This window comes from Mesorhizobium sp. LMG17149 (genome assembly GCF_024518695.1).
In the GTDB taxonomy this organism is placed as follows: Bacteria; Pseudomonadota; Alphaproteobacteria; order Rhizobiales; family Rhizobiaceae; genus Mesorhizobium.
The window spans coordinates 1-24818 of record NZ_JANIFL010000005.1; the positions used below are offsets into that span (position 1 = coordinate 1).

Genomic DNA, 24818 nt, shown 5'->3' on the forward strand with positions numbered 1-24818 from the left:
AATGCAAAAGCACGCGATGCGCGCATGGAGTTCGCCAATGCAACTTGACACCACAGATAGTCGCTCATTGCCCTGCCGGGCATTTCTCCCCGTATAGTGACGGGGAGAAAGGTACTGGCGCGACGCCGGCGCCTTCTTTGCAGCGTTGGCGATTGGCGAAAGCAGCAGTCACAGCGTCCTTCTCCCCGTTCACGGGGAGAAGATGGCGGCAGCCAGATGAGGGGCGGCGCAGACCTGTCGAGCGACAGGCTTATACGTCCGCCTTGAACGTCTGCTTCTGCTGGCCCAGGCCCTCGATGCCGAGCTCAACCACATCGCCGGCCTTCAGGAACACCGGCGGCTTCATGCCCAGCCCGACGCCGGGCGGCGTGCCGGTGGAGATGATGTCGCCGGGATGCAGCGACATGAACTGGCTGAGATAGGAAACCAGATATTTGACGCCATAGACCATGGTCTTGGTCGAGCCGTTCTGCATCGTCTTGCCGTTGACGGTCAGCCACATTTTGAGGTTCTGCGGATCGGCTACCTCGTCCTTGGTCACCAGCCATGGGCCGGTCGGGCCGAACGTGTCGCAGGATTTGCCCTTGGTCCACTGGCCCTGCCGTTCGGCCTGGAAGGCGCGTTCGGAGACGTCGTGGGCAACGCTATAGCCGGCGACATAGTCGAGCGCGTCGGCCTCGCTGACATATTTGGCGGTCTTGCCGATGACCACGGCCAGCTCGACTTCCCAGTCGGTCTTGTCAGAGCCGCGTGGAATCAGCACGTCGTCATCAGGCCCGACAATGGCCGAGCTCGCCTTCATGAAGATGATCGGCTCCGGCGGCACGGTGGCGCCGGTCTCGGCGGCGTGGTCGGAATAGTTGAGGCCGATGCAGATAAACTTGCCGGTGCCGGCAACGCAGGCGCCGAGGCGCGGGCTGCCGGAAACCGCCGGTAGCGACTTGGGATCGAGCTTGGCGAGTGCCGCCAGCGATGCCGGATCAAGTGCCTTGCCGCCGATGTCGGTGACGTGAGCGGAGAGATCACGAATCGTGCCATCCGCATCGAGCAGACCTGGGCGCTCGCTTCCCACCTCGCCATAGCGCAGCAGTTTCATCTAAAATCCTTCTCCTGATTGCGGCCTCATGGCCTTTTGCAAACTTGCCGCCAAGGCGATGGCTCCTTCGCGGAACCGGCGGACCGTACCCATCGACCTGTTCCCGGACAAGCGCGATCGCCATACAAAATAGCCGGCGCGCGGGATTTTCAGACTCTTCGATCCCCTGGTAAACGCCGGGAAGAGGTTCTGGTCAGATCGACCAGCCGCCATCGATATTGTAGGCCTGCCCGGACGTGTAGGTGGCGCCGGCCAGATAGACGGCGAGATCGGCGATCTCCTCCGGCGTGCCGAGCCGGCCCATCGGCTGGCGGGCGATGAAGGCGGCACGGGCGGCATCATAGTCGCCCTGCGCGTGCATGCGGTCCTGCAGCGACGGGCTCTCGACCGTGCCGGGGCAAATGGCGTTGCAGCGTATGCCCTTGCCGACATAGTCGGCGGCGATCGCCTTGGTCAGGCCGATGACGGCGGCCTTGGTCAGGCCGTAGACGAAGCGGTTGGGCACGCCCTTGGTCGAACCGGCCAGCGAGGCCATGTTGATGATCGATCCGTCGCCGCGTTCCAGCATGCCGGGCAGCACGGCCCGGCTGGTGCGGATCATGGCGCGAACATTGAGATCCAGCGCGAAATCGAGATCGGCTTCCTTCATCTCGAGGATCGAGCCGGAATGGACGAAACCGGCGCAATTGAACAGCACGTCGACGACGCCGATCTCGGCAAAGGCGGCGTTGACGGCTTCGTCGTTGAGTACGTCCAGCTTGCGGGTCTTGATCCCCGGCGTCCTGGCGAGTTCCGCCAGCAGTGCCTCGTTGATGTCGGTGGCGTGGACGATGGCGCCAGCTTTTGCGAACGCCAGTGCGCTCGCCTTGCCGATGCCTTGCGCCGCTGCCGTGACGACAACGACCTTGCCTGCCAGATCCGCCATGCTGTTCTCCTCGTCCGCTGGGATAGTCCGGGTCTACCTGCGGCTGGCCAAGGCGTCATGTGCCAGTCACGCGTGATCGTGCAGCCTGCGCCGCTGACCGTTCACTGATAAAGATGTTTTTTCTCGTTAAAGAACATCTGTCCGTGCGTCAACCCCGAACCGTCTCAACGGCGCGGCGGGACATCAATCGCCGTAAGGCACCCAGACATTCTTGACCTCGACGGCGCGGCGCAGGAAGGCGTCGCCGGCGGCTTCGTCGGATGCCCAGTCGAGGCTGCGGCCATTGCCGCTCCAGACGCGCTTGAGGTTGCCGATGGACTCTGCCTCCGCCTTGGCGCAGGTCTCTGCGTCGGCGAACACCCAGAGCCCGTCGACATCGTCATGCTTGGCCAGCACGCCGGCGAGTTCGGCGCTGCGACCGGTGACGATGTTGATGGCGCCTGAGGGAATGTCGGAATATTCGATGACCTGGTAGAGATCGGTCGCCAGCAGCGGGTAGCGCTCCGACGGCACCGCGACCACGGTGTTGCCCATGGCCAGAGCCGGTGCGACCAGCGATATCAGGCCGAGCAGCGGCGAGCTATCGGGGGCGACGATGCCGACGACGCCGACCGGTTCATGAAGCGCCAGCGTCACGGCACGCGCCGGCGGCTGGTGCACGCGGCCCTCGAACTTGTCGGCCAGACCGGCATAGAGGAACAGCCGTTCGAGGGACTGTTCCACCTCTTCCCGCGCGGCCTTGGGCGTAGCGCCGGTCAATTCGGTGAGACGGGCGGCGAACTCGCCGGCACGGCCGGAAAGATTCTCGGCCAGATAATAGAGCACCTGGGACCTGTTATAGGCGGTCGCCTCCGGCCAGGCCTTGGCACCGCGGGCGGCAGAGACGGCATCGCGGATATCCTTGCGGCTGCCGAGCCCAACTTCGCCGGCAAGCTTGCCCTTGGCGGTGGCGATGGCGAGCGAATAATTGCCGTCCGGCCGAACCTGCTTGCCGCCGATGAACAGCTTTGCGGTGCGGTCGATTGCCGAGCCGTCGGCCTGCTCGACTGGCTGTGCGGAGGTCGTCGCCGGCTTGATGACCGGGCCGAGCGGCAGCTTTGCCGTGAGATATTCGAACATGCCCTCGCGCCCGCCCTCGCGGCCGAAACCGCTCTCGCGGTAGCCGCCGAAGCCACAGGCGGCGTCGAACATGTTGGTGCCGTTGACCCAGACCACGCCGGCCTTCAATTGCGGCGCGACGTGCAAAGCAAGGTTGACGTTCTCGCTCCACACCGAGGCGGCGAGGCCATAGCGCGTGTTGTTGGCTAGCTCGATCGCTTCCTCGGTGTTGCGGAAGGTCATGGTCGCCAGAACAGGGCCGAACACCTCTTCTTGTGCCAATATGTTAGCCGGCGAAACACCTGTGGCGAGCGTCGGCAGATGGTAGTAGCCGGAAGACGGCAGCGCCGCATCCGGCTGCCAGCAGACGGCGCCCTGCCTGGCACCTTCGGCAACCAGGCCCTTGACGCGGTCAAGCTGGGTCAAGTCGACCAGCGGGCCGATATCGGTGTTCTTGTCGAGCGGGCTGCCGACGCGCAGCCGGCTCATCCGCGTCTTGACCTTGGCGATCAGGGCGTCGGCGATGCCTTCCTGCACCAAAAGCCGCGAACCGGCGCAGCAGACCTGGCCCTGGTTGAACCAGATGCCATCGACCAGGCCTTCGACGGCGCTGTCGAGATCGGCATCCTCGAAGACGATGAAGGCCGACTTGCCGCCAAGTTCCAGCGACAGTTTCTTGCCCGAGCCGGCGGTGGCTTTCCGGATGATCTTGCCGACTTCGGAAGAACCGGTGAAGGCGATCTTCTGGACGCCGGGATGGTTGACGATGGCGACGCCGGCCTCAGGGCCGCCCTGGACGATGTTGACGACGCCTTTCGGCACGCCGGCGCGCTCGCAGATCTCGGCAAACAGGATTGATGTCAGCGGCGTGAACTCGGCCGGCTTCAGCACCACGGTGCAGCCGGCGGCGAGCGCCGGCGCGATCTTCCAGGCCAGCATCAGCAGCGGAAAGTTCCACGGGATGATCTGGCCGACCACGCCGACACCCCTGTGGCCGGGGAAATCCTTGTCCAGCGCCTGTGCCCAACCGGCATGGTGTATGAAGTGGCGGATCGCCAGCGGCACGTCGATGTCGCGGCTTTCGCGGATCGGCTTGCCATTGTCGATGGTTTCCAGCACCGCGAACAGGCGCTGGTGACGCTGCATGGCGCGGCCGATGGCATAAAGCACCTTGGCGCGCTGATAACCCGAGGCTGCCGACCACTTCGGCAGCGCCTTGGTGGCCGCCGCAACCGCCGCGTCGATGTCGACGGCGTTGGCGTCGGATACGTTGGCCAGCAGCTTGCCGGAAGACGGCTCGCTGGTTTCGAAGGTCTTGCCGCCGGACGCGGCTTTCCAGTCGCCGCCGATGAACAGCGCCCTGCCGAAATCGCGCGCGGCAAGCCAGGCGTCGGCCTCGTTGCGGGCTTCCGGCGCCGGGCCGTATTCCATGGCGTGGTAGCGGTCGAGAATGTTCATTGGGTGCCTCCTTCACCCCTCCCACTTGTGGGAGGGTCGATCGGCTTGCCGATCGGGTGGGGGTAAATCTCTCAAGCCATCGCGTGGCGATGATTGGCCGAATAGTGTCCGGTCAGATGGTGCTCGAGCTGGCGCTCGATGTCGGTCAAGAGGCTCGACGCACCGAAGCGGAACAGGTCCGGCTCCAGCCATGGCCGGCCGAGCTCTTCCTTCATCAGCACCAGCCAGTCGAGCGAGGCCTTGGCGGTGGAAATGCCGCCGGCCGGCTTGAAGCCGATGAGATAGCCGGTTTCCTCGAAATAGGCCCTGATGGCGCGCACCATGGCGAGGCCGACGGGCAGCGTCGCATTGACGCTTTCCTTGCCGGTCGAGGTCTTGATGAAGTCGGCGCCTGCCATCATCGCCACCATCGAGGCCAGCATGACATTGCGCAGCGTGGCGAGGTCGCCGGTGCCGAGGATGACCTTCAGATGCGCGTCACCGCAAGCGGCGCGCATCGAGACGATCTCGTTGTAAAGCTCCCGCCACTTGGCCCCGAACACCAGGCCGCGCGGGATGACGACGTCGATCTCGTCGGCGCCGTCGCGGACCGAGGCCTCGATCTCCTGCAGGCGGGTCGACAGCGGCGTAAGGCCATGCGGGAAGGCGGTGGAAACGGCGGCGACATGGATGCCGGTGCCGCGCACCGCATCGACGGCGGTGGCAACGAAGGGATGGTAGACGCAGACGGCGGCCGGGCGGATGGTTTCACCCGATATGCCAAGGCCCTCGACGATGTCGCGGCGGAACGGATTGATCGCCTTGGCGCAGAGCCGGCGCACGCGCTCCTCGGTATCGTTGGAATTCAGCGTCGTCAAATCCATGCAGGCGACGGCGCGCAGCAGCCAGGCCGCCTGGTTGTCGGCCTTTATAGAGCGCCGCTTGGTCAAGCTGGCGACGCGCCGTTCCAGCGCCGAGCGGTTGACGCTGCGCACCGATTCCATGAAGCCGAGATCGAGCTTCATGCCGGGATTGCGCGCAATGCGATGGTCCGGTGGAACGGCTGTGTTGGCGGCGGCACGCGCCGGCAGCGGCGTCACCTTGGACGAGCCAACATCGGCTTCGCGGATTGTGCTGCTCATCTCCTGCCCTTTCATTCAGCGACGTGTGCCGAAGATAGCCCGTGAAGTCGTACTTCACGAGTCCTGCAGACGATGATATCCGAAAAAGGCGGCGAAAGCAGCAGTTTTTGACCGTATGGTCAAAAACGCAGACTTCGAGATGTCAGGTGCGGCTCAGCCGACGAAAGCGCGCTCGACCACGAAGGTCGCCGGGTGGCTCAGCGAACCTTCCTCGAAGCCGAGGCTTTCGGCCAGTTCCTTGACGTCCTTCAGCATATGCATCGAGCCGCAGATCATGATGCGGTCGGTTTCCGGGCTGAGCTTGTCGATGCCGAGATCGCTGTAGAACTTGCCGGAGCCGATCAGCGCGGTGATGCGGCCCATGCGCGCTGAGTCCTCGCGGGTCGTCGAATTGTAGAGCGTGACGCGTCCAGTGGTCAGTTCGCCGATCAGCGGGTCGCTTTCCAACGCCGCGACCAGCTCCTGGCCGTAGGTGAGTTCCGCATTGTCGCGGCAGGTATGGGTCAGGATCAGCTGATCGAACTTGTCGTAGGTGTCGGGGTCGCGCAGCAGGCTGGCGAAAGGCGCGATGCCGGTGCCGGTCGAGATCATGAACAGCCGCTTGGCCGGCGTCAGCGCGTCGACCACCAGCGTGCCGGTCGACTTCTGGCGCATGATAACCGTGTCGCCGACCTGGATCTTCTGCAGTTCGGAGGTCAGCGGACCGTCCGGCACCTTGATCGAGAAGAATTCCAGCTCCTCGTCCCAGGCCGGGCTCGCCACCGAATAGGCGCGGTACACCGGCTTCTCGGCATTGGGCAGGCCGATCATGACGAACTCGCCGGAGCGGAAGCGCAGCGACTGCGGACGGGTGATGCGGAACGAGAACAGCCGATCGGTATAGTGCTTCACCGAGACGACGGTTTCGGCATAGACGTTGGCCGGAATCGGGAACTGCAGCAGTCGGGCGCCGGCGGTGTTGAGAGCGGATGTGGTGTTCATCAAATCCAACCTTCTGGCCCAACCGTGGACGCGGGCGCCAAACTTTCACCTGCACGCCCGGACCATTCAGATCCCGGCGGGCTGTTCGCACACTGCAAAGCGGCAAGCTCTTGTGTCCGGAATTTATTAGTATACAAACGATATTTGCGTCAAGATGCTCCCTTAAAACAGCTTTCCAAACTGGCGCATATCCGTAGTCCGCGCATTTCGGGTTTCGACGATGGAAGAGAATATTTCGGCGCAAGCGCGCAATTCCCGGGGAAATGTCGTCGCCGGTATCGATGTCGGCGGCACCTTCACCGACCTGCTCCTGATCGACGGAAGCGACGGCGGCCGGGTGTATCTGGCCAAGACGCCGACCACGGTGGACAACCAGGCTTTCGGTGTGGTTTCGGCACTCGGCGCCACCGGATTTGCCATCGATAGCATCGACCTCATCGTGCATGGCACGACCACCACCACCAATGCGGTGCTCGAACGCCGGCTGGCGAAAACCGGCATGATCACCACGCGCGGTTTTCGCGACGTGATCGAACTGGGCCGGCGCACGCGGCCGCAGGCCTATGGCATGACCGGCAGCTTCGTGCCGATCATTCCGCGCAATCTCAGGCTCGAAGTCTCGGAGCGCGTCGAAGCATCGGGCGCGGTGCGCACGCCGCTCGACGAGACCGAGATGCGCGACGCAGTGCAGACGCTGATAGCGGCCGGTTGCGAATCCCTGGTCATCCATTTCCTGCATTCCTACGCCAACCCGGCACATGAGCGGCGCGCCGTCGAAATCGCCACCGAACTCTGGCCGAACGGCTACATCACGGCAGGCCATGCGCTGCTGTCGGAAGCGCGCGAATTCGAACGCGGCGTGACCGCTTCGGTCAACGCCTCAGTGCAGCCGATCCTCGAGCGCTATGTCGAGCGGCTGCGCAAGGAATTGGCCGCCAAAGGCTATGCCCGCGACTTCCTGATCATGAACGGCAATGGCGGCATGATCTCGGCCCGCTTCGTCACACGTGAATCGGCCAAGACGGTCATGTCCGGCCCGGCCTCGGGCGTCATCGCCGCCGCCTATACGGGAAAACGCGCCGGCTTCGAAAACCTCGTCACCTATGACATGGGCGGCACCTCGACCGACGTGGCGTTGATCCGCAATGCCGAGCCGGCAGTGTCGAACGAGATCGAGATCGAATATGCGATGCCGATCCATGTGCCGATGGTGGCGGTGCACACGGTCGGCGCCGGCGGCGGCTCGATCGCCCGCGTCGATGCGGCCGGCCTGATCCAGATCGGTCCGGAAAGTGCCGGCGCCAATCCCGGCCCGATCTGCTACGGACGCGGCGGCCTCGAGCCGACCATTACCGACGCCAATCTGGTGCTCGGCCGGCTGGCGCCGAAGAAGCTGCTGGCGGTCCAAAATCCCGTCACATCAGAGCGCGTCACCGGCATTTTCGAAGACAAGATCGGTAAGGCGACCGGCCTGTCCGGCGTCGAGGCGGCGGGCGCGGTGCTGCGGCTCGGCAACATGAAGATGGCCGGCGCCATCCGCATGGTCTCGGTGTCGCGCGGCCATGACCCTCGCGATTTCGCGCTGTTCGCCTTTGGCGGCGCCGGCCCGCTGCACGCAACGGCCCTGGCGCGCGAACTCGGCCTGCCCCGGGTGCTGGTACCGGCGCGTCCGGGCATCACCAACGCACTCGGCTGCGTCGTCGCTGACCTGCGCCATGACTTCGTCAACACCATCAACCAGCCGGTGGCGGTGCTCGACGAAACACAGCTTCACACTGTATTGGAACGCCACCGAAACGAAGGTGAAGAGCTGATAGGTAAGGAAGCGGTGAAGCCGGAGACGATCCGCGTCACGCACTCCGCCGACATGCAGTTCGTCGGCCAGACCCACATCATCAACGTGGCACTGCCGTCTTCCTCGGTGACGCGGGGAACGCTGCAGCAGCTTTTCGAAAAGGCCTATTTCGCCCGCTTCAAGGTAGAGCTTCCGGAAATCCGCGCCAACCTCGTCAATCTCAACACCTCGGTGACCGGCGTGCGTCCGGCGATCGACCTGTCGCGGCTGATCGACCCGGCGGGGCGCGCGACAACGCTCGACGAGGCGCGGCGCGAGATCCGGCCGGTCTGGTACGCCGGCCAATGGCACGACACGCCGGTATACGCGCGCGAAAAACTGCCGCTCGACGCTGAAATCGAAGGGCCGGCGATCCTCGAACAGATGGATGCCACCACCGTGCTCGAGCCCGGCGACCGCGCACGCAGCGACGCCGACGGCAACATCATCATCGACATTGGCGAGGCCTGAGATGCCAAATCTTGATAGGGCAAAGCTCGACGCCATCACCCTTTCGGTCCTGCAGGCGGCACTGCAGCAGGTCTGCGACGAGATGGACCTGACCTTCTCGCGCGCCGCCTTCTCGCCTGTCATCGCCGAGGCCAATGACCGCTCCGACGGCATCTATTCGGCCGTCGATGGTTCGCTGATCGCGCAAGGCAGCCAGGGCCTGCCGGTGTTCGTCGGCGTCATGCAATATTCGACCAGGACGGTGATCGAGATGATCGCCGATGGCCGCTGCTTGGCCCCGGAGCCGGGCGACATCTACATCGTCAACGATCCCTATCTCGGCGGCACGCATCTGATGGATGTGCGCTTTGCCATGCCGGTCTACCGGGACGGCAAGATTTTCTGCTGGCTGTCCAATACCGGCCATTGGCCCGACATTGGCGGCTCGGTGCCGGGCGGATTTTCAGCCTCGGCGACTGCCGTGGAGCAGGAAGGCCTGCGACTGCCGCCCGTAAAACTGTTCAAGAAGGGCGTGCTCGATCCGGAGATCTACGCCATCATCTGCTCCAACATCCGTGTCGCCGACCAGCGCATCGGCGACATCCGCGCCCAGGCTGCGGCACTGCTGATCGGTCAGGACAGGCTCAATGGGATCCTGGATCGTTACGGTGATGAAACGGTTGTCGAGGCGATCGCCGAACTGCGCCGCCGCGCGGCCGAGCAGATGCGCGCCAACATCTCAGCCATTCCCGACGGCACCTACCATTCCAAGGCGTTTGTCGATTCCGATGGGGTGGTCAACGAGCCGCTGACCATCGCGCTCGCGGTGGAGAAACAGGGCAATACGCTGACCTTCGATTTCACCGGCTCGTCAAAGCCCTGCGCCGGGCCGATGAACAGTGTGCTGGCGACGACCTTGTCCTCGGTCTATCTCGCCATGCGCCACATTTTCCCTGATGTGCCGATCAGCGCCGGTGCCTTCGAACCGCTTGAAGTCAAGCGGCCGGAAGGCACTTTCCTCGACGCCAGATATCCACGCCCGGTCTCGGGCTGCGCGGCTGAAGTGTCGCAGCGCATCGCCGAAGCGGTGTTCGCGGCCATGGTGCAGGCGTTGCCGGACAAGGTGACGGCGGCGCCCGCCGGCTCCAGCGGCAATTTCGCGCTCGGCGGCAACGACCCGGCGCGCGGTCGCGATTACGTCATGTACCAGATCTCCGGCGGCGGTTACGGCGGAAATTCAGGCCATGACGGACTGACCAATGGCTGCTCGACCATCGGCATTTCCAAATCGCCGCCGGTCGAGATCATGGAACAGGCATTCCCGGTGCTCTACCGCCACTATGCCTTGCGCGAAGGTTCAGGCGGCGCCGGCAAGCATCGCGGCGGTTTCGGCCTCGCCTATGAGGTCGAAATCCTGCGCGGCGACGCCCGTGCTTCTTTCGTCATGGATCACGGCCGTTTCGGCCCCCAAGGCGCACTCGGCGGCAGGGATGGCGCGGTCAACATGGTGACCGTCTTCCGCAACGGCGAGGAACATGTACCGCCGCATTTGTCCAAGGAGCAGGACATCGCGCTCAAGGCCGGCGACCGCGTGCGTGTCGGCACGCCGGGCGGTGGCGGCTACGGCGATCCGCTGCAGCGCGATCCGGATCTGGTACTGCGCGACGTGGCGTTGGGTTACTATACGGTCGAGGAAGCCAACGAAAAATTTGGCGTTGTCCTCTCGGCAGGCGAACTCGGCATCGACCGGACAGCGACGAACAAGCAGCGCGCCGGCTAACGCACGACCAATCGTGAGGGCTTGGTCCGCTCGCCGCGCCGCGATCGCCGCAGCACATGTCGTTTCCGTCTTCGCCGGGATCATGAAAGCCCGTAGACTTCCCGCTTTCAACGGGGAACTCGAACATGCGTCTTTTCGGTCGTTTCGTGCTTGCCGCTTCCGTCGCTCTCACCCTTGCCACGGGCGCCGCCTCCGCCCAGGACAAAAAACTCAGGATCGGCACCGAGGGCGCTTATCCGCCCTTCAACTACGCCAGCGCCGACGGCACGCTGGGCGGCTTCGACATCGACTTGGGGAAGGCGCTGTGCGCGCAGATGAAGGCCGAGTGCGAATTCAGCGTGCAGGATTTCGATGGTTCCATACCGGCGCTGCAGGCGGGCAAGTTCGACGCCATCATCAACATCACCATCACGCCGGAGCGGGCCGAGAAGGTCGAGTTCACCCACAAATACTACCAGACGCCGCCGGCCATCGCCGTACCGAAGGATTCGACCATATCAGGCACCTCGCCGGACGACCTGAAAGGCAAGGCGCTCGGCGTGCAGACCGCGACCATCCACCAGAAATTCGCCGACCAGAAATATGCAGGCTCCACCGTCAAGGCCTATCCGACCGGCGACGATGCCCGCACCGACATGGCCAATGGCCGCCTCGACGCGATGATGGACGGCTCGATCATCCTGACCGAATGGCTGAAGAAGCCAGACGGCGCCTGCTGCAAGCTGCTCGGCACGCTGACGGCCGATCCGGCCATACACGGCCCGGGCGTCGGCATCGCCCTGCAGAAGGGCAACAAGGAGTTGGCCGACAAGCTCAATGCGGCCATCGACGCGCTGCGCGCCAATGGCAAGTACAAGGAAATCAACGACAAATACTTTTCCTTCGACGTCTACGGCAGCTGAGAACGACAACAGATGCCTTCCGGCAGCGCTGCCTGGCGCTGCCGTTTTCTTGAATGATGGAGACTTCCTTGGCTGAGCGGCGTTCCCCTTTCTACAGCAGCATCGTCGGGCTGGGCGCGACCATGGGTCGTGTCGGGGGCGATTTCATCTCGGCCAAGACTTATTCCGGCATTGCCGACGAGCACCTGAACACCCGCAGGAATGTCGGCGTGCAGGATCTCAGCACCATGGGCAAGATGGATATCAAGGGGCCGGACGCCGAGGCGCTGGTCAACCATGTCATCGTCAATAATGCCGCTGCCATGAAGCCGGGCCAGGTCCGCTATTCCACGGTCTGCCGCGAGGATGGCGGCATCATGGACGACCTCACCGTGTTTCGGTTGGGCCCGGAGCACTTCATGCTGGTGACCGGCTCGGTCAACCGCCTGAAGATGCTGCCCTGGCTGCAGCATCACGCTCAGGGCCGCAAGGCCTATGTCACCGACATCACGGCGGCCATCGCCTTCCCGACCATCCAGGGTCCGCGCTCGCGCGAACTGCTGAAAGCGTTGATCGCGGATGCCGATCTGGATGGACTGAAGCGCTGGTCGTTCACGTCGGGACATGTTGGCGAGACGAGAGTACTGATCTCGCGCACCGGCGTCACCGGCGAACTCGGCTTCGAATTGTTCGTGCCCGCCGACGAGGCGGCCTCTCTCTGGGACGCGCTGATGCGCACCGGCCGTGACTTTGGCCTGAAACCCTATGGCGTGCTGGCGATGTTCACGCTGGGCCTGGAAAAGGCCTATCCGGCGCACGGCATCGACATGGACGAGACCCGCACCCCGTTCCATGTCGGCCTCGACCGCTGGATCAAGTTCGACAAGGGCGATTTCATCGGCCGCGAAGCTTTGCTCAAGGTTCGCGACAAGGGCCTCGACGAGCAATGGGTCGGACTGATCCTCGACGGCGACAAGCCGGCCGCGGCCGATGCCAGGATTCTGGCCGATGGCGAGGACGCCGGCATCGTCACCTACAGCGACCACGGCTATTCCCTCGGCAAGGTGCTGGCCACCGCGCATCTGCGGCTGCCCTTCACGGCTGTCGGCACCGAATTGAGCATTGATATCGGTGGTAAGCCGACGCGTGCGGTGGTGGCTCCGATACCGTTCTTCGATCCGGAAGGGGCGAGGTTGCGAGGTTAGCTGACCCCCCTTCGGGTGTTTCGGCCATTTCCAAGGTATGCGGGGCCGTCAACCCAAGCGACCGTCGAAACTTCTGAGGTAGCCGGAACGATCAGCTCTCGCCGTCGATCAGCGTCTCCAGCAGATCGAGCAACTGCTCGAGCTTTTCGTGGCCGAAGCGCTGTTCGATGTCGTCATAAATGACGCGACGCTCCGGCGACAGGGCGTCGATCAGGGCGGAACCGGCGGGCGCAATGGTTAGAACGACGCGTCGGCCGTCGCCTTCGGCCTTGTTGCGGGTGATGAATTTGCGGCCCTCGAGCGCCTTGATGATGCGCGTCAGGCTGGGCGGCAAAACCGAGGCGCGGTCGGCGAGTTCCGTCGCCTCGACCGGGCCGGCTTCGCTCAGCACGCGCAGCACGCGCCATTGCTGTTCGGTCACGTCATGCGCCGCAAGCATCGGCCGAAACCGCGCCATCACCGCTTCGCGGGCATGAAGCAGCGCCATTGGCAGAGAACGACGGGTGTTTTCAGGCAGCAAGAAAAAGAGCCTCCCACGCTTGCGATCGAAAACAGGCCTTCCCTCAGCCGAATCCGCCTGCCAGGGCCCGTTCCTGCCATCCCGTATCGTTGCGCCAAGGCCGATGCAAGACTTGACTTCGTCGGCGTTGCATGTAATTAACGCGTTAACTACAACAAAAGCAATAGACCAGGGAAACGCCGTGCCTCACTTCTCCATCGAGTATTCAGCCAATCTCGATGCCAAGGTCGACATGGGCGAATTGTGCGCGCTGGTGTTGCGCACCGTGCTGGACACCGGGCTGTTCGAGACCGGCGCCGTGCGGGTGCGGGCCTTTCGCGCCGAGGCTTACGCGATGGCCGACAGTCTGCCGGAAAACGCTTTTCTCGACATGTCGTTTCGCATCGGCACCGGCCGCAGCCCTGATGAGAAGAAGCGGACCGGCGAAGCCGTCTTCGCGGCGGTGAGCGAATATCTCGCCGGGCTGTTCGAGACCCCGCATTTCGCCCTGTCGCTCGAGATCCGGGAAATCGACCCGGAGCTGAGTTGGAAGAGAAACGCAATCCACCCGCGACTGCGCGGCAAGTGACGGAACCCGACATGTCCGACCTGCAAGGCAATCTGAACAAGGCCGAGGCCTATATGGACCGCTTCAGGCGCGATGGCGTGTTGAACCAGATCGGCGGCGAGGCGGTACCGGCGCTCGACGGCGCGACGTTCGAAACGCTGTCGCCGGTCGACCTGAAGCCGCTGGCAAGCGTCGCGCGCGGCGGAGCCGCCGACATCGACCGCGCCGCCAGGGCAGCCAAGGCTGCGTTTCCGGCCTGGGCCGCCATGCCGGGCGAAGCGCGCAAGAAGCTGCTGCACAGAATCGCCGACGCGATCGAGGCGCGTGCCGAGGAGATAGCCTTCGTCGAATGCATGGATACCGGCCAGGCGCTGAAGTTCATGGCCAAGGCGGCGTTGCGGGGTGCCGAGAATTTCCGCTTCTTCGCCGACCGTGCACCCGAAGCCCGAGACGGCGAGACGCTGCGGACGTCCGGCCAGGTCAACGTCACGACACGCGTTCCGATCGGCCCGATCGGCATCATCACGCCGTGGAACACGCCGTTCATGCTGTCGACCTGGAAGATCGCGCCGGCGCTGGCGGCCGGCTGCACCGTGGTTCATAAGCCGGCTGAATTTTCGCCGCTGACCGCCCGCCTGCTGGTCGAGATCGCCGAGGAGGTCGGTCTGCCGAAGGGTGTGTGGAACCTGGTCAACGGCCTGGGTGAAGATGCCGGCAAGGCGTTGACCGAGCATCCCGACATCAAGGCGATCGGCTTTGTCGGCGAGAGCCGTACCGGCTCGATGATCATGAAACAAGGCGCCGACACGCTGAAGCGCGTGCATTTCGAGCTTGGCGGCAAGAACCCGGTGATCGTCTTTGCCGACGCCGATCTCGAACGCGCCGCCGACGCCGCCGTATTCATGATCTATTCGCTGAATGGCGAACGCTGCACCTCGTCGTCGCGACTGCTGGTCGAAGCTTCGATCTATGAAAGCTTCACCGCCAAAATCGCGGAGAGGGCGAAGCGCATCGTCGTCGGCCATCCGCTCGATCCGAAAACGGTGGTCGGCCCGCTCATCCATCCGGTGCATGAGAAGAAGGTGCTATCCTATATCGACATCGGCAGGTCGGAGGGGGCCACGCTCGCCGTCGGCGGCGGCAAGGTCGATGGGCCGGGCGGCGGCTGTTATGTCGGCCCGACACTGTTCACCAACGTCACCAACGGCATGCGCATTGCGCAGGAGGAGATTTTCGGGCCGGTGCTGAGCGCCATTCCCTTCAACGACGAGGCCGAGGCGCTTGCGCTGGCCAACGACACGCAATACGGCCTGACCGGCTATCTCTGGACCTCGGACGTCACCCGCGCCTTCCGCTTCACAGACGCGCTCGATGCCGGCATGATCTGGGTCAATTCCGAGAATGTGCGCCATTTGCCGACACCGTTCGGCGGCGTCAAGAATTCCGGCATCGGCCGCGACGGCGGGGACCATTCCTTCGACTTCTACATGGAGACGAAGAACGTAGCCTTTGCGACGACGGCGCACGCGATCCAGAAACTCGGCGGCTGACCGGAGGAAATCAGATGCCCTTGCCCAAGCCCAATCTCTACCCCGCCTTCAACATCGTGCGCCTCAGCCATGTCGAGCTGGCCGTCACCGATCTCGCCAAATCCCGTGCCTTCTATGTCGATACGCTCGGCCTGCAGGTCACCGATAGACTTCAGACACCATCTATCTCAGGGCGCTGGAGGAGCGTGGGCATCATTGCATCGTGCTGAAGAAGGCGGCCACGGCCGAAGCCGGCGACCTCGGCTTCAAGGTCTTCTCGGACGACGACCTCGACAAGGCCGAGCACTTCTTCAAGGGCAGGGATCTGCCGGTGGAATGGGTCGAGCGACCCTACCAGTCGCGCACCTTCCGCACCCGCGATCCGCACGGCATTCCGCTCGAATTCTACGCTGAGATGGAGCGGCTGCCGCCGATCCACCAGAAGTATGCGCTCTACAAGGGCGTCAAGCCGCTGCGCATCGACCACTTCAACTGCTTCTCGCCCAATGTCGACGAGTCCGTCGCCTTTTACAACGAGCTCGGCTTCCGGGTGACCGAGTATACCGAGGACGCCAGCAGCGGAAGGCTGTGGGCGGCGTGGACGCACCGCAAGGGCGGCGTGCACGACATCGCCTTCACCAACGGCATCGGGCCGCGCCTGCACCATGTCGCCTTCTGGGTGCCGACGCCGCTCAACATCATCGACCTGCTCGATCTGATGGCAACGACGGGCTATTTGCCGAACATCGAACGCGGCCCCGGCCGGCACGGCATTTCCAACGCCTTCTTCCTCTATGTCAGAGACCCGGACAACCACCGCATCGAGATTTACTGTTCGGATTACCAGACGGTCGATCCGGACCTCGAGCCGATAAAATGGGACCTCAAGGACCCGCAACGCCAGACGCTGTGGGGCGCGCCGGCGCCGAAAAGCTGGTTCGAGGAGGGCAGTGTGTTTGCCGGAGCGAAGGCACGCCAGCCGGATTTGGCGGCTTCGCCGGTCATTGCACCGTAGACGGGAATTCAGAGATGATAGCGTTCCGTCACGCCCCCCTCTGTCCTGCCGGACATCTCCCCCTCAAGGGGGGAGATTGGCCAGGCCCATGGTCAGCGCCTCTCTTGCAGCGTTGGAAATTGGCGAAGGCAGAGATGACATCCAATCTCCCCCCAAGAGGGGGAGATGTCCGGCAGGACAGAGGGGGGCGCCGTAGAGCTCCCACCTCGCCCACCACCATCGCCGGAGCCGCAGCATGAACCCCGCACGGCTCGCTACCTTCACCGTCGGCGGCAAGGCGCGCTATGGCGCGATCACGAGCAAGGGCGTCATCGACCTGTCGGCTCGTTACGGCCAATGGCCGACGCTGCGTGAAGTGATCGAGGCCGGCGCCTTGCGGCGGCTGGCGGAAGCGGCCGAGGCCTTCGCCGCAGATTTCCCGCTCGACGCCATCGCCTATGAAATCCCGATCCCGTCACCGGAAAAGATCATCTGCGTCGGCGTCAACTACCCCGACCGCAACGAGGAGTACAAGGACGGCCAGGCAGCGCCCTCCAACCCGTCACTGTTCATCCGCTTTCCCCGCTCGTTCGTCGGCCATGGCGCGCCGCTGGTGCGGCCGCCGGAATCACCGCAGCTCGACTATGAGGGCGAGATCGTCATCGTCATCGGCAAGGCCGGCCGGCGCATTGCCGAGGCCGACGCGCTCGGCCATATCGCGGCGCTGTCGCTGTGCAATGAAGGCACCATCCGCGACTGGGTGCGGCATGCCAAGTTCAACGTCACGCAAGGCAAGAATTTCGACCGCAGCGGCTCGATCGGCCCATGGCTGGTGCCGTTCAGCGAAGAGGCGCAGATCGCCGATATCGCACTGACCACCCGCGTCAATGGCGAGTTGCGCCAGCAGGACCGCACCAGCCGGATGATTTTTTCCTTCCGCAAGATCATCAACTACATCTCGACCTTCACCACGCTGGTGCCGGGCGATATCATCGTCACCGGCACGCCGGCCGGCGCCGGCGCCCGCTTCGAGCCGCCGATCTGGCTGAAGCCCGGCGACGTGATCGAGGTGGAGGCCGAAGGCATCGGCGTGCTCAGAAACGGTGTCGTCGACGAGGCAGCGCAATGACCCCGGAACAGGTGGAGGACGCCGCGGCACGGCTGTTCGAGGCCGAGCGGTCGCGCCGCCAGATCCGTCTGCTCAGCCTCGATTTTCCCGATGCGACGATGGAGGACGCCTATCGCGTGCAAGCGGCGCTGGTGACGCGAAAGATCGATGCCGGGCTGAAGCCGAAGGGCTGGAAGATCGGGCTGACATCGAAGGCAATGCAGTACGCGCTTGCCATCGACACGCCGGATTCGGGCGTGCTGTTCGACGACATGTTCTTCCATGACGGCGCGACGGTGCCGGCCGGCCGCTTCATCCAGCCGCGCGTCGAGGCCGAGATCGCCTTCGTCATGAAGGCGCCGCTGAAAGGCCCCGGCGTGACCATCTCCGACGTGCTCCACGCCACCGACTACATCACACCGGCGCTGGAAATCCTCGATACGCGCATCGAACGCGTCGATGCCGAGACGAAGAAGGTGCGCACCTTCTTCGACACGATTTCCGACAATGCCGCCAATGCCGGCATTGTCATCGGCGGCCGGCGGCAACGTCCTGATGAGGCCGACATGCGCTGGATCGGTGCCATCGTCTCGCGCAACGCCGAGGTCGAGGAAACCGGGCTCGGCGCCGGCGTGCTCAACCACCCGGCCATGGGCATCGCCTGGCTGGCGGACAGGCTCGCCCGCTACGGCATGTCGATCGCGGCTGGCGAGGTGGTGCTCTCTGGATCGTTCGTGCGCCCGGTCGAGGCGCGGCCCGGCGACACGATCGTTGCCGATTTCGGCAGTTCGGGCACGGTCAGCATCCATTTCGCGAAGGGCTGACGACCCGCCAGTTCTTATCGATCGGCCCTATTCGCCACGCAGATAGGCAATCACCACATCGGCTGCGATGGCCGACATACGCTGGCCGACATCCCTGGTGATGTCGCCTTCGACGCGGCTCTGCACCCAACCGAGGAAAGCAAAGGCACGCAACGCCGAAAACAGCGGCAGCGCGGCGATGTCGCGCGCGGTCAGTGCCCGCTCCTGCCGATAGCCCTCGAGCAAAGCGGCCTCGATCAGCGGATAGATCGCCTCATCGCGGTTCTGGTAGAGCGCGACGGCAAGGTCGTACATGTGCCAGCCATGGCCGCAATCGTCGAAGTCGATGATGCGGATCGCGCCGTCATGGACGAGCACGTTCTCGCGCACCAGATCGGCGTGGATGATGCCGAAATTGCGGGCGCTGCGTTCATGCTCCGACAGCGCCTTCACGGCCTTTTCCCGCGCCTGGAAAACCAGCTCGCGATGAGGGCCGTCGAGGAAGGGCGAGGTCTCGAAGCGGCCCCAATTCGGGTTCGCGCCGAAGAAGCCATCGGAATCCCAGGCATGGCGGGCAAAGCCGGACGGAGGCGCCCAGGCAGACGTGACATTGTGCATGTGGGCGATGGCTCGGCCCAGCGCGGTAAAGACCTGTCTTGCCTGCTCGGGCGTAAAATCCAGCGGCACGCCTCGCGCACCGACGGCGCGGCCTTCCAGCCAGCTCAGGCAATCGACTTGCCGGGGTTGCACTGAGGCGTTGGCGCTGACGAGCACGAACAGATCGCCGGCCGGCGTGGCGACCGGCGAGGGTGTGGCGATGCCGGCCGATTGCAGAAAGCCCATCCATTGCAGTTCCGAGCGCAGGGCGGCGTCCGTGTGATAGCCAAGCCGATGAATGCGCATGGCGGCCGGCTGGCCTGTTGGCAAGATGACGCGAAACACCGCGTTCTCGCGGAATTTCAGCAGCTCCGGCTCACCCTCACGAATGCCCCAATGTTCGAGCGCGCGCTTGGCAAGCTCGGTGACATCGGCTGCCGTCTCGGGCTCGGATTGCGTGGAAACAGCGTTCACGCCTTCACTCCGCCGACTTCACCCAGCACCTCGTCGAGGACGCCGATCAGGACGTCGGCATTGTCGCGCGAGAACGGCATGGGCGGGCGGATCTTCAGCACATTGCCGTGGATGCCGGTCTTGCCCATGAGCACACCGCGGTGGCGCATGCGGTTGGCGACCTGCTCGGCAATGTCGGGCGCCGGCTCGCGCGTCTCGCGGTCGTGAACCAGTTCGGCGCCGAAGAACAAGCCGGCGCCCCTGACCTCGCCGATGCATTCATGGCGCTCGGCCAGCGGGCGCAGCAGACCGAGCGCACAGGCGCCGACGTCACGTGCGTTGGCGACGAGATCTTCCTGCTCGATGACGTCGAGGACGGCATTGGCCACCGCGCAGGAAACCGGATTGCCGCCAAAGGTGTTGAAGTAACGGAAAGCGTTGCGGAAGGTCGCCAATGTGTCCTTGGTGGTGACCACCGCGGCGACCGGATGGCCGTTGCCCATCGGCTTGCCCATGGTGACGATGTCGGGCACGAAGCCGGCGCGCTGGTGGCCCCAGAAATGGCTGCCGGTGCGGCCGAAACCAGGCTGCACCTCATCGGCGATGACCAGTCCGCCGGCGTCACGCACCGCGCGCATCGCGTCGTCGAAAAATCCGGACGGGAGCGTCGGAAAGCCTTCATTGGCGAGCAGCGGACAGAGGATGATACCGGACAGGCCGATGCCATCCTGCTCCAGCGAGGCGATGGCTTCGCGCACCGCGTCGCCAAAGGCTTTGCCGTTGGCCATCGCATCCGGATGGCGATAGCTGTCAGGCGCCGGCACCAGCCTGACATTGCGGGCGCGGCCGCCGACCGGCGGCATGCGGGTGCTGAGCTGCGAAACCGCCGTGGTGTTGCCATGGTAGGTGGCGTCGGTGGCGATGATGCCCATGCGGCCGGTTGCGGCCTGCGCCATGCGCAGCGCGATGTCGTTGGCCTCACTGCCGGTGCAGGTCAGGATGGCGGACGACAGGCTGGCATCGAAGGTCGCGGTCAGCCGCTCGACATAATCAAGGATGGCGGTGTGCAGATAGCGCGTGTGGGTGTTGAGCAGGCTGGCCTGCCGGCACAGGGCTTCGACCACATGCGGGTGGCAGTGGCCGACATGTGCGACATTGTTGTAGGCGTCGAGATATTTCCGACCATCGGCATCGTAGAGCCAGACGCCTTCGCCGCGCACCAGATGCACGGGCTCGTCGTAGAACAATTGCGATTTCGCGCCGAGCAGGCGGGAACGCCGGCTAACCAGTGCTTCTTGCGATTGGCTCATTGCGTCTTGAAACTCCGTTGTGGCCAGCTAACCGTCAGGCCTTCGACAGGCCTGCATCCAATGCTTCGCCGATCTTCGTCACATCGGCAGCGCTGATGATGAGCGGCGGCGACAGGATGATGGTGTTGCCCGACACACGCAGCATGACGCCGGCCTCATAGGCGGCCTCCGAAACCACGGCCATGGTCTTCTTGTCGGCCGGCTTTTTCGTCGTGCGGTCCGAGACCAGCTCCAGCGCCGCCATCAGGCCCTTGTACCTGACATCGCCGACGATCGCATGCCTGGCCTTCAGCCCCTCCAGCGTGGCCGCGAGTTCGACGCCCCGTGCCGCCGCGTTCTCGTTCAGGCGAAGCCGTTTGGTCTCCGCAAGCGCCGCCAGACCCGCCGCGCAGCCGACCGGGTGGCCGGAATAGGTATAGCCGTGGCCGATCGCACCAAAACTGGTCTTGTCGGCCTCGAAGACATCGGCGACTTTTCCGCCGATCAAGGTCGCGCCGAGCGGGAAATAGCCTGACGTGATCGCCTTGGCGATGGTCATGAAATCCGGCTTCACGCCGGACAGACGCGAGCCCGACCATGCGCCGGTGCGGCCGAAGCCCGTCACCACCTCGTCGGCGATCAAAAGGATTTCATGGCGGTCGCAGATCTCACGCACCAGTGGCATGAAGCTCTCATGCGGAACGATGACGCCGCCGGCGCCGAGAACCGGCTCCATGATGAAAGCGGCGATGGTGTCGCCGCCCTGGAAGGCGATTTCGTCCTCCAGCGCCTTGGCGCACAGTTTCGCCAGCCGCACCGGGTCGGTCTCATCGAACGGGTTGCGGAAGGTCCAGGGCGCGGGAATGTGGAAGACGCCGGGCAGCAGCGGCTCGTAGTTGCGACGGAAATTGGCGTTGCCGTTGACCGACGCGCCGCCAAAATGCGTGCCGTGATAGCCCTTCTTCAGGGCGAGGAATTTTGTCCGGTCGGCCTGGCCGCGGATCTTCCAGTATTGCCTGGCCAGCCGAAGTGCCGTTTCGACCGAATCCGAGCCGCCCGAGGTGAAGAAGGTCCGCACCATGCCTTCTGGCTCGAACCATTCGCAGAGTTCGTAGGCGAGTTCTATCGACGGCCCGGTCGAGGTGCCGCGAAAGCCGGAATAATAGGGCAGCGCCCCGAGCTGGTCGGCGATCGCCTGCTTGATCGGTTCGCAGCTGTAGCCGAGATTGACGTTCCACAGGCCGCCGACGGCGTCGAGCACGGTGTTGCCGGCGATGTCGGTGACCATCACACCCTCGCCTTTCATGATCACCTTTGGCGGGTTGGCCCGCATCTCGGCCGGATGCGCCATCGGGTGCCAGATTGGCTTGGCGTTGGTTTCGGTGAGAAAATTGATGTCGCGCATAGAGGACTCCGCAAAAAAACTCAGGCAACTGGGACGAGGCCGAAATGACTGAGGGCCTCGGCATAGGAATGAGCCGGGCGAGCGACGTCGAAATGAACCGTGCGCATGCCGGCAGCAGAGCCGCCATCGACATTGCGCTGCTGGTCGTCGACGAAGACGCAAGCGCCGGCAGGCAGGCCGAGCGCCTCGGTGACCAAGGCATAGGCGCGTGGATCGGGCTTGAGGATGCCGGTATAGGTGGCGTCGACGATGAGGTCGAACAGGCCGAGCAACGGCAGCCGCCGGCGGAAATCGGCGCCGTAGAACAGGTCGAGTTCGTTTGACAGGATCGCCAGCCGAAAACCCGCCGCATGCACCGTGCGAATGGCGCTGTCGGCCTCGGGCCGCACCACCTTTTCCGGCTCGGCGCCGCGCGCTCGTTGGACGAAGGTCTCCATCGCCTGCCAGTCCTCCCCGACCAGCCGACCGACCTCACTGGTGCGGGAGCGCCAGTAGTCGCGCTCGCTGATCTCGTCGGCCTGCATCGCGCGCCACAGCGGATCGCTGTCCGGATCGAACGGCCCGCGCCATTGCAGCGTTCCCGGCGCAAGGCCGAGCGCCTGTTCGGTTAAGGCATGCGTCTCGAACAGCGTCCGGGTGACGACGCCGCCGAAATCAAGGACAAGCGCCTGGGCGGGAACAGCGCTCACGCTGCCACTCCCTTGGCCGGCTTGCCGCGCGGGACGATGCCTTCCTCGACCCAGCGGTCGAATATCTCGAGCGCCTTGCCGACGAAGTCGTCGCTGTTGATGTGAGCGTCGATCTCGTGGAACTCGACCCCGGCGGGAATAGCCCTGCGCATTTCATCTGCGAAGGCCGCGAGAGCCTCGGGTTCATAGAGCGGCTCGCCCTGCACGTCCCATTCCTGGATGCCGCCGGTAGGCAGGATGAAGGCGGAGCGGCCTTTCGCGGCGCCGAGCTTGGCGGCGATGGTCCTGGCGACCTGCCGACGATCGTCGGCATCGACGGTGATCGACGCGATCAGCCTGTTGTGGGCATGAAAGGGCCGCGTCGAGAATTTAGCCGGCAAATCCTGCCAGGTCGGCAGATCGACCATGTCGACCGCCCCGGGTGCGGCGATCTGCGGAGTGCCGCGAGCGCCGGCATTCTCCAGCCGGTCGGTGCCGGAACTGACGACGGAGCCCGCGAGATGATTGGTAATTTCCTGCAGGCTGAAGTCGAACACCGCGCAAAAATGGTCCTGACCGGCAATCGATTCGAAGGCGCGGCCGCCCATTCCGGTGGTGTGGAAGACGGCAACGTCATAGCCGCGCTGTTCCAGCGCCGGCTTCAGCGTCTTCATGTAGCGCAGGCAGCTGCTGCCGAGCGAGGTTATGCCGATGGTCGGCCCGATTGCCGGAGCCGACATGCGGGCCTCCAGCACAATCCTGGCCGCGCCGACGACCGCACCACAGGCCTGTGACAGGACCAGCCTGCAGATCGAGTTGAGGCCGTACAGCCCGCCGGCCCAGAGGATCATCATCAGGTCGGGCGCGACGCGCTCGGGCGGGATGAGGTGCGAATAGGCGATGGTCGAGACGACGAATTTCGGCACGCCGAGCGGCAGGCAAAGCGCCACGTCGAGCGCCAGATCTGTCCCCATCGAACCGCCGATGGCGATGAAGGCGTCGATCTCGCCGTTTTGATGGAGCTTGCGCACCAGCTGCACGGCGCCGCCGGCCATCAGCGTCATGGCGGTGTTCTCGTCACCGCTCGAAACGATCTCGGCGATCGTCACATCCACGGCCCGGGCCACGGCATGCTTGTCGTGGTCCGGGCTGTAGGGCGGGTCGCCCAGCACGCTGACATCCATCATCACGGCGCTGCCGCCTGACTGCTCGATGCACTGTTTCATGAACAGCAGCTCTTCGGCCTTTGTGTCGCCCGTGCCGATGACCAGGATGCGGGGCGCTGTCTCCGAGGGCATCAGGCCTGCCTCCTCAAGATTTGCAGGTTTTCGCCGTTGAGGCGCATGGAAATCTCCCGTGCCGCCTCCCTCACGGCAAGTCCCCGCTCTGTGATCGCGGCTGCCGTCGTTCTGGCCTTTGGCGCCGCCACCGCGATGGTGCCGAGCGCAAAGCCATCCGCCCCGCGGATTGCCGCCGCGACGCTGATCACACCTTCCTCATAGCCTTGGTCGCAGATCGAATAGCCGCGCTCGCGCGCCTCGCTCATGCATCTTGAGATGGCGGCCGGTTCGATCAGCGTATGGGCCGTGAAAGCGTCGAGGGAACCCGTCAGGCACGCCTTGACGGTCTCGTCGCGGGCGAAGGCCAGATAGGCGATGCCCGACGCGGTCGAATGCAGGGGCAGCAACTGACCGATGTCGATGTTGACCCGGTTCGCCCATGCCGGATGCTCGACATGGACGGTGACCAGCCTGTCGACGCCGAATTCCGACAAATGCACGGTCTCGGCCGTCGATGCTGCCAGGTCCCGCACCAGCGGAACAGCTGTCTGCAGGAAGGGGAAGCGCGCCTCCCGGATGCGCGCCAGCCGCGACAGGCCGGCGCCGAGGCGATAGTGCCGCGTGCCGATATCCTGCTCGACAAAACCATGGCCGGCCAGCGCAACCAGCAGCCGCCGTGTCGTCGCCTTGTCGAAGCCCGAGCGGCGCGCCAGATCGGACAGGCCGAGCTCGGGCTCTTCGACGTTGAACAGCTCCAGAAGCGAGATCGCTTTTCCGACCGTACTCAAATTTGCCT

20 protein-coding genes and 1 pseudogene are annotated in these 24818 nt (G+C 64.4%); 9 read left to right on the top strand and 12 right to left on the bottom strand.

The window, feature by feature from the left end:
* Positions 1–250: 250 nt before the first annotated feature.
* The 5 genes from NP945_RS12115 to NP945_RS12135 form a co-directional block, all read right to left on the bottom strand.
* The gene (locus NP945_RS12115; protein WP_256746476.1) at positions 251–1096 is read right to left on the bottom strand and encodes a fumarylacetoacetate hydrolase family protein; all 846 of its coding nucleotides are present in this window, start codon (positions 1094–1096) and stop codon (positions 251–253) included.
* A gap of 193 nt (positions 1097–1289) precedes the next feature.
* Positions 1290–2021 (bottom strand): SDR family oxidoreductase, encoded by a 732-nt coding sequence (locus tag NP945_RS12120; RefSeq protein WP_256746477.1) that lies wholly within the window; start codon positions 2019–2021, stop codon positions 1290–1292.
* A 183-nt stretch (positions 2022–2204) separates the two neighbouring features.
* Positions 2205–4577, bottom strand: coding sequence for an aldehyde dehydrogenase family protein (locus tag NP945_RS12125; RefSeq protein WP_256746478.1), 2373 nt, complete (start codon positions 4575–4577; stop codon positions 2205–2207).
* A 71-nt stretch (positions 4578–4648) separates the two neighbouring features.
* Positions 4649–5698, bottom strand: coding sequence for a deoxyribose-phosphate aldolase (deoC, locus tag NP945_RS12130; RefSeq protein ID WP_127380899.1), 1050 nt, complete (start codon positions 5696–5698; stop codon positions 4649–4651).
* 153 nt (positions 5699–5851) lie between these two features.
* Positions 5852–6679: a ferredoxin--NADP reductase gene (locus NP945_RS12135; protein ID WP_256746479.1), complete on the bottom strand. Its 828-nt coding sequence runs from the start codon at positions 6677–6679 to the stop codon at positions 5852–5854.
* 220 nt (positions 6680–6899) lie between these two features.
* Here NP945_RS12135 and NP945_RS12140 point away from each other — a divergent pair, with 220 nt between their 5' ends.
* From NP945_RS12140 to NP945_RS12155, 4 genes are all read left to right on the top strand, one after another.
* Positions 6900–8984 (top strand): hydantoinase/oxoprolinase family protein, encoded by a 2085-nt coding sequence (locus tag NP945_RS12140; protein WP_256746480.1) that lies wholly within the window; start codon positions 6900–6902, stop codon positions 8982–8984.
* A 1-nt stretch (position 8985) separates the two neighbouring features.
* Positions 8986–10743, top strand: coding sequence for a hydantoinase B/oxoprolinase family protein (locus NP945_RS12145; RefSeq protein WP_127320872.1), 1758 nt, complete (start codon positions 8986–8988; stop codon positions 10741–10743).
* Between the two features lie 125 nt (positions 10744–10868).
* On the top strand, positions 10869–11645 hold the full coding sequence (locus tag NP945_RS12150; protein WP_256746481.1) for an ABC transporter substrate-binding protein: 777 nt from the start codon (positions 10869–10871) through the stop codon (positions 11643–11645).
* Between the two features lie 53 nt (positions 11646–11698).
* Positions 11699–12829, top strand: a complete 1131-nt coding sequence (locus tag NP945_RS12155) for an aminomethyltransferase family protein (RefSeq protein WP_306283139.1) — start codon at positions 11699–11701, stop codon at positions 12827–12829.
* Positions 12830–12920: 91 nt separating this feature from the next.
* On the opposite strand, the gene hpaR is transcribed toward NP945_RS12155, so the two are convergent.
* Positions 12921–13316, bottom strand: a complete 396-nt coding sequence (gene hpaR, locus NP945_RS12160) for a homoprotocatechuate degradation operon regulator HpaR (RefSeq protein WP_127276380.1) — start codon at positions 13314–13316, stop codon at positions 12921–12923.
* A gap of 214 nt (positions 13317–13530) precedes the next feature.
* Here hpaR and NP945_RS12165 point away from each other — a divergent pair, with 214 nt between their 5' ends.
* From NP945_RS12165 to hpaH, 5 genes and pseudogenes are all read left to right on the top strand, one after another.
* Positions 13531–13917, top strand: a complete 387-nt coding sequence (locus NP945_RS12165; RefSeq protein ID WP_127266759.1) for a 5-carboxymethyl-2-hydroxymuconate Delta-isomerase — start codon at positions 13531–13533, stop codon at positions 13915–13917.
* An 11-nt stretch (positions 13918–13928) separates the two neighbouring features.
* Positions 13929–15446, top strand: a complete 1518-nt coding sequence (gene hpaE / locus NP945_RS12170) for a 5-carboxymethyl-2-hydroxymuconate semialdehyde dehydrogenase (protein ID WP_256746483.1) — start codon at positions 13929–13931, stop codon at positions 15444–15446.
* Positions 15447–15460: 14 nt separating this feature from the next.
* Positions 15461–16440, top strand: a pseudogene (hpaD, locus tag NP945_RS12175) (3,4-dihydroxyphenylacetate 2,3-dioxygenase).
* A gap of 235 nt (positions 16441–16675) precedes the next feature.
* Entirely contained in the window at positions 16676–17548 is an 873-nt protein-coding gene (locus NP945_RS12180) for a fumarylacetoacetate hydrolase family protein (RefSeq protein WP_256746484.1), read from the top strand.
* The gene (gene hpaH, locus NP945_RS12185; RefSeq protein WP_256746485.1) at positions 17545–18351 is read left to right on the top strand and encodes a 2-oxo-hept-4-ene-1,7-dioate hydratase; all 807 of its coding nucleotides are present in this window, start codon (positions 17545–17547) and stop codon (positions 18349–18351) included. The genes NP945_RS12180 and hpaH overlap by 4 nt, the downstream gene beginning before the upstream one ends.
* A gap of 27 nt (positions 18352–18378) precedes the next feature.
* Here the strand turns inward: hpaH and NP945_RS12190 are convergent, their stop codons facing one another.
* From NP945_RS12190 to NP945_RS12215, 6 genes are read right to left on the bottom strand one after another with little or no spacing between them, the layout of a single operon-like run.
* Positions 18379–19401 carry a phosphotransferase gene (locus NP945_RS12190; RefSeq protein WP_256746486.1) on the bottom strand — a complete coding sequence of 341 codons (1023 nt, stop codon included), beginning with the start codon at positions 19399–19401 and terminating at the stop codon, positions 18379–18381.
* Positions 19398–20690, bottom strand: a complete 1293-nt coding sequence (locus tag NP945_RS12195) for an aminotransferase class III-fold pyridoxal phosphate-dependent enzyme (RefSeq protein WP_256746487.1) — start codon at positions 20688–20690, stop codon at positions 19398–19400. Before NP945_RS12195 ends, NP945_RS12190 begins: the two co-directional genes overlap by 4 nt.
* 34 nt (positions 20691–20724) lie before the next feature.
* Positions 20725–22074, bottom strand: coding sequence for an aminotransferase class III-fold pyridoxal phosphate-dependent enzyme (locus NP945_RS12200; RefSeq protein WP_256746488.1), 1350 nt, complete (start codon positions 22072–22074; stop codon positions 20725–20727).
* A 20-nt stretch (positions 22075–22094) separates the two neighbouring features.
* Entirely contained in the window at positions 22095–22763 is a 669-nt protein-coding gene (locus NP945_RS12205) for an HAD-IA family hydrolase (RefSeq protein ID WP_256746489.1), read from the bottom strand.
* Positions 22760–24040, bottom strand: coding sequence for a Tm-1-like ATP-binding domain-containing protein (locus tag NP945_RS12210; RefSeq protein WP_256746490.1), 1281 nt, complete (start codon positions 24038–24040; stop codon positions 22760–22762). The genes NP945_RS12205 and NP945_RS12210 overlap by 4 nt, the downstream gene beginning before the upstream one ends.
* A complete protein-coding gene (locus tag NP945_RS12215) occupies positions 24040–24810 on the bottom strand; it encodes an IclR family transcriptional regulator (protein WP_256746491.1) in 771 nt (256 codons plus the stop codon). The genes NP945_RS12210 and NP945_RS12215 overlap by 1 nt, the downstream gene beginning before the upstream one ends.
* Positions 24811–24818 lie beyond the last annotated feature (8 nt).

Excerpts from the sequence above, each read along its gene's own strand:
- NP945_RS12140 (WP_256746480.1), top strand. The coding sequence starts at position 6,900 with ATGGAAGAGAATATTTCGGCGCAAGCGCGCAATTCCCGGGGAAATGTC.
- NP945_RS12180 (WP_256746484.1), top strand. The coding sequence starts at position 16,676 with ATGAACCCCGCACGGCTCGCTACCTTCACCGTCGGCGGCAAGGCGCGC.
- hpaR (WP_127276380.1), bottom strand. The coding sequence starts at position 13,316 with ATGGCGCTGCTTCATGCCCGCGAAGCGGTGATGGCGCGGTTTCGGCCG.
- NP945_RS12195 (WP_256746487.1), bottom strand. The coding sequence starts at position 20,690 with ATGAGCCAATCGCAAGAAGCACTGGTTAGCCGGCGTTCCCGCCTGCTC.
- deoC (WP_127380899.1), bottom strand. The coding sequence starts at position 5,698 with ATGAGCAGCACAATCCGCGAAGCCGATGTTGGCTCGTCCAAGGTGACG.
- NP945_RS12120 (WP_256746477.1), bottom strand. The coding sequence starts at position 2,021 with ATGGCGGATCTGGCAGGCAAGGTCGTTGTCGTCACGGCAGCGGCGCAA.
- hpaE (WP_256746483.1), top strand. The coding sequence starts at position 13,929 with ATGTCCGACCTGCAAGGCAATCTGAACAAGGCCGAGGCCTATATGGAC.
- NP945_RS12115 (WP_256746476.1), bottom strand. The coding sequence starts at position 1,096 with ATGAAACTGCTGCGCTATGGCGAGGTGGGAAGCGAGCGCCCAGGTCTG.
- NP945_RS12145 (WP_127320872.1), top strand. The coding sequence starts at position 8,986 with ATGCCAAATCTTGATAGGGCAAAGCTCGACGCCATCACCCTTTCGGTC.
- NP945_RS12210 (WP_256746490.1), bottom strand. The coding sequence starts at position 24,040 with ATGCCCTCGGAGACAGCGCCCCGCATCCTGGTCATCGGCACGGGCGAC.
- NP945_RS12135 (WP_256746479.1), bottom strand. The coding sequence starts at position 6,679 with ATGAACACCACATCCGCTCTCAACACCGCCGGCGCCCGACTGCTGCAG.
- NP945_RS12155 (WP_306283139.1), top strand. The coding sequence starts at position 11,699 with ATGATGGAGACTTCCTTGGCTGAGCGGCGTTCCCCTTTCTACAGCAGC.
- NP945_RS12125 (WP_256746478.1), bottom strand. The coding sequence starts at position 4,577 with ATGAACATTCTCGACCGCTACCACGCCATGGAATACGGCCCGGCGCCG.
- NP945_RS12150 (WP_256746481.1), top strand. The coding sequence starts at position 10,869 with ATGCGTCTTTTCGGTCGTTTCGTGCTTGCCGCTTCCGTCGCTCTCACC.
- NP945_RS12200 (WP_256746488.1), bottom strand. The coding sequence starts at position 22,074 with ATGCGCGACATCAATTTTCTCACCGAAACCAACGCCAAGCCAATCTGG.
- hpaH (WP_256746485.1), top strand. The coding sequence starts at position 17,545 with ATGACCCCGGAACAGGTGGAGGACGCCGCGGCACGGCTGTTCGAGGCC.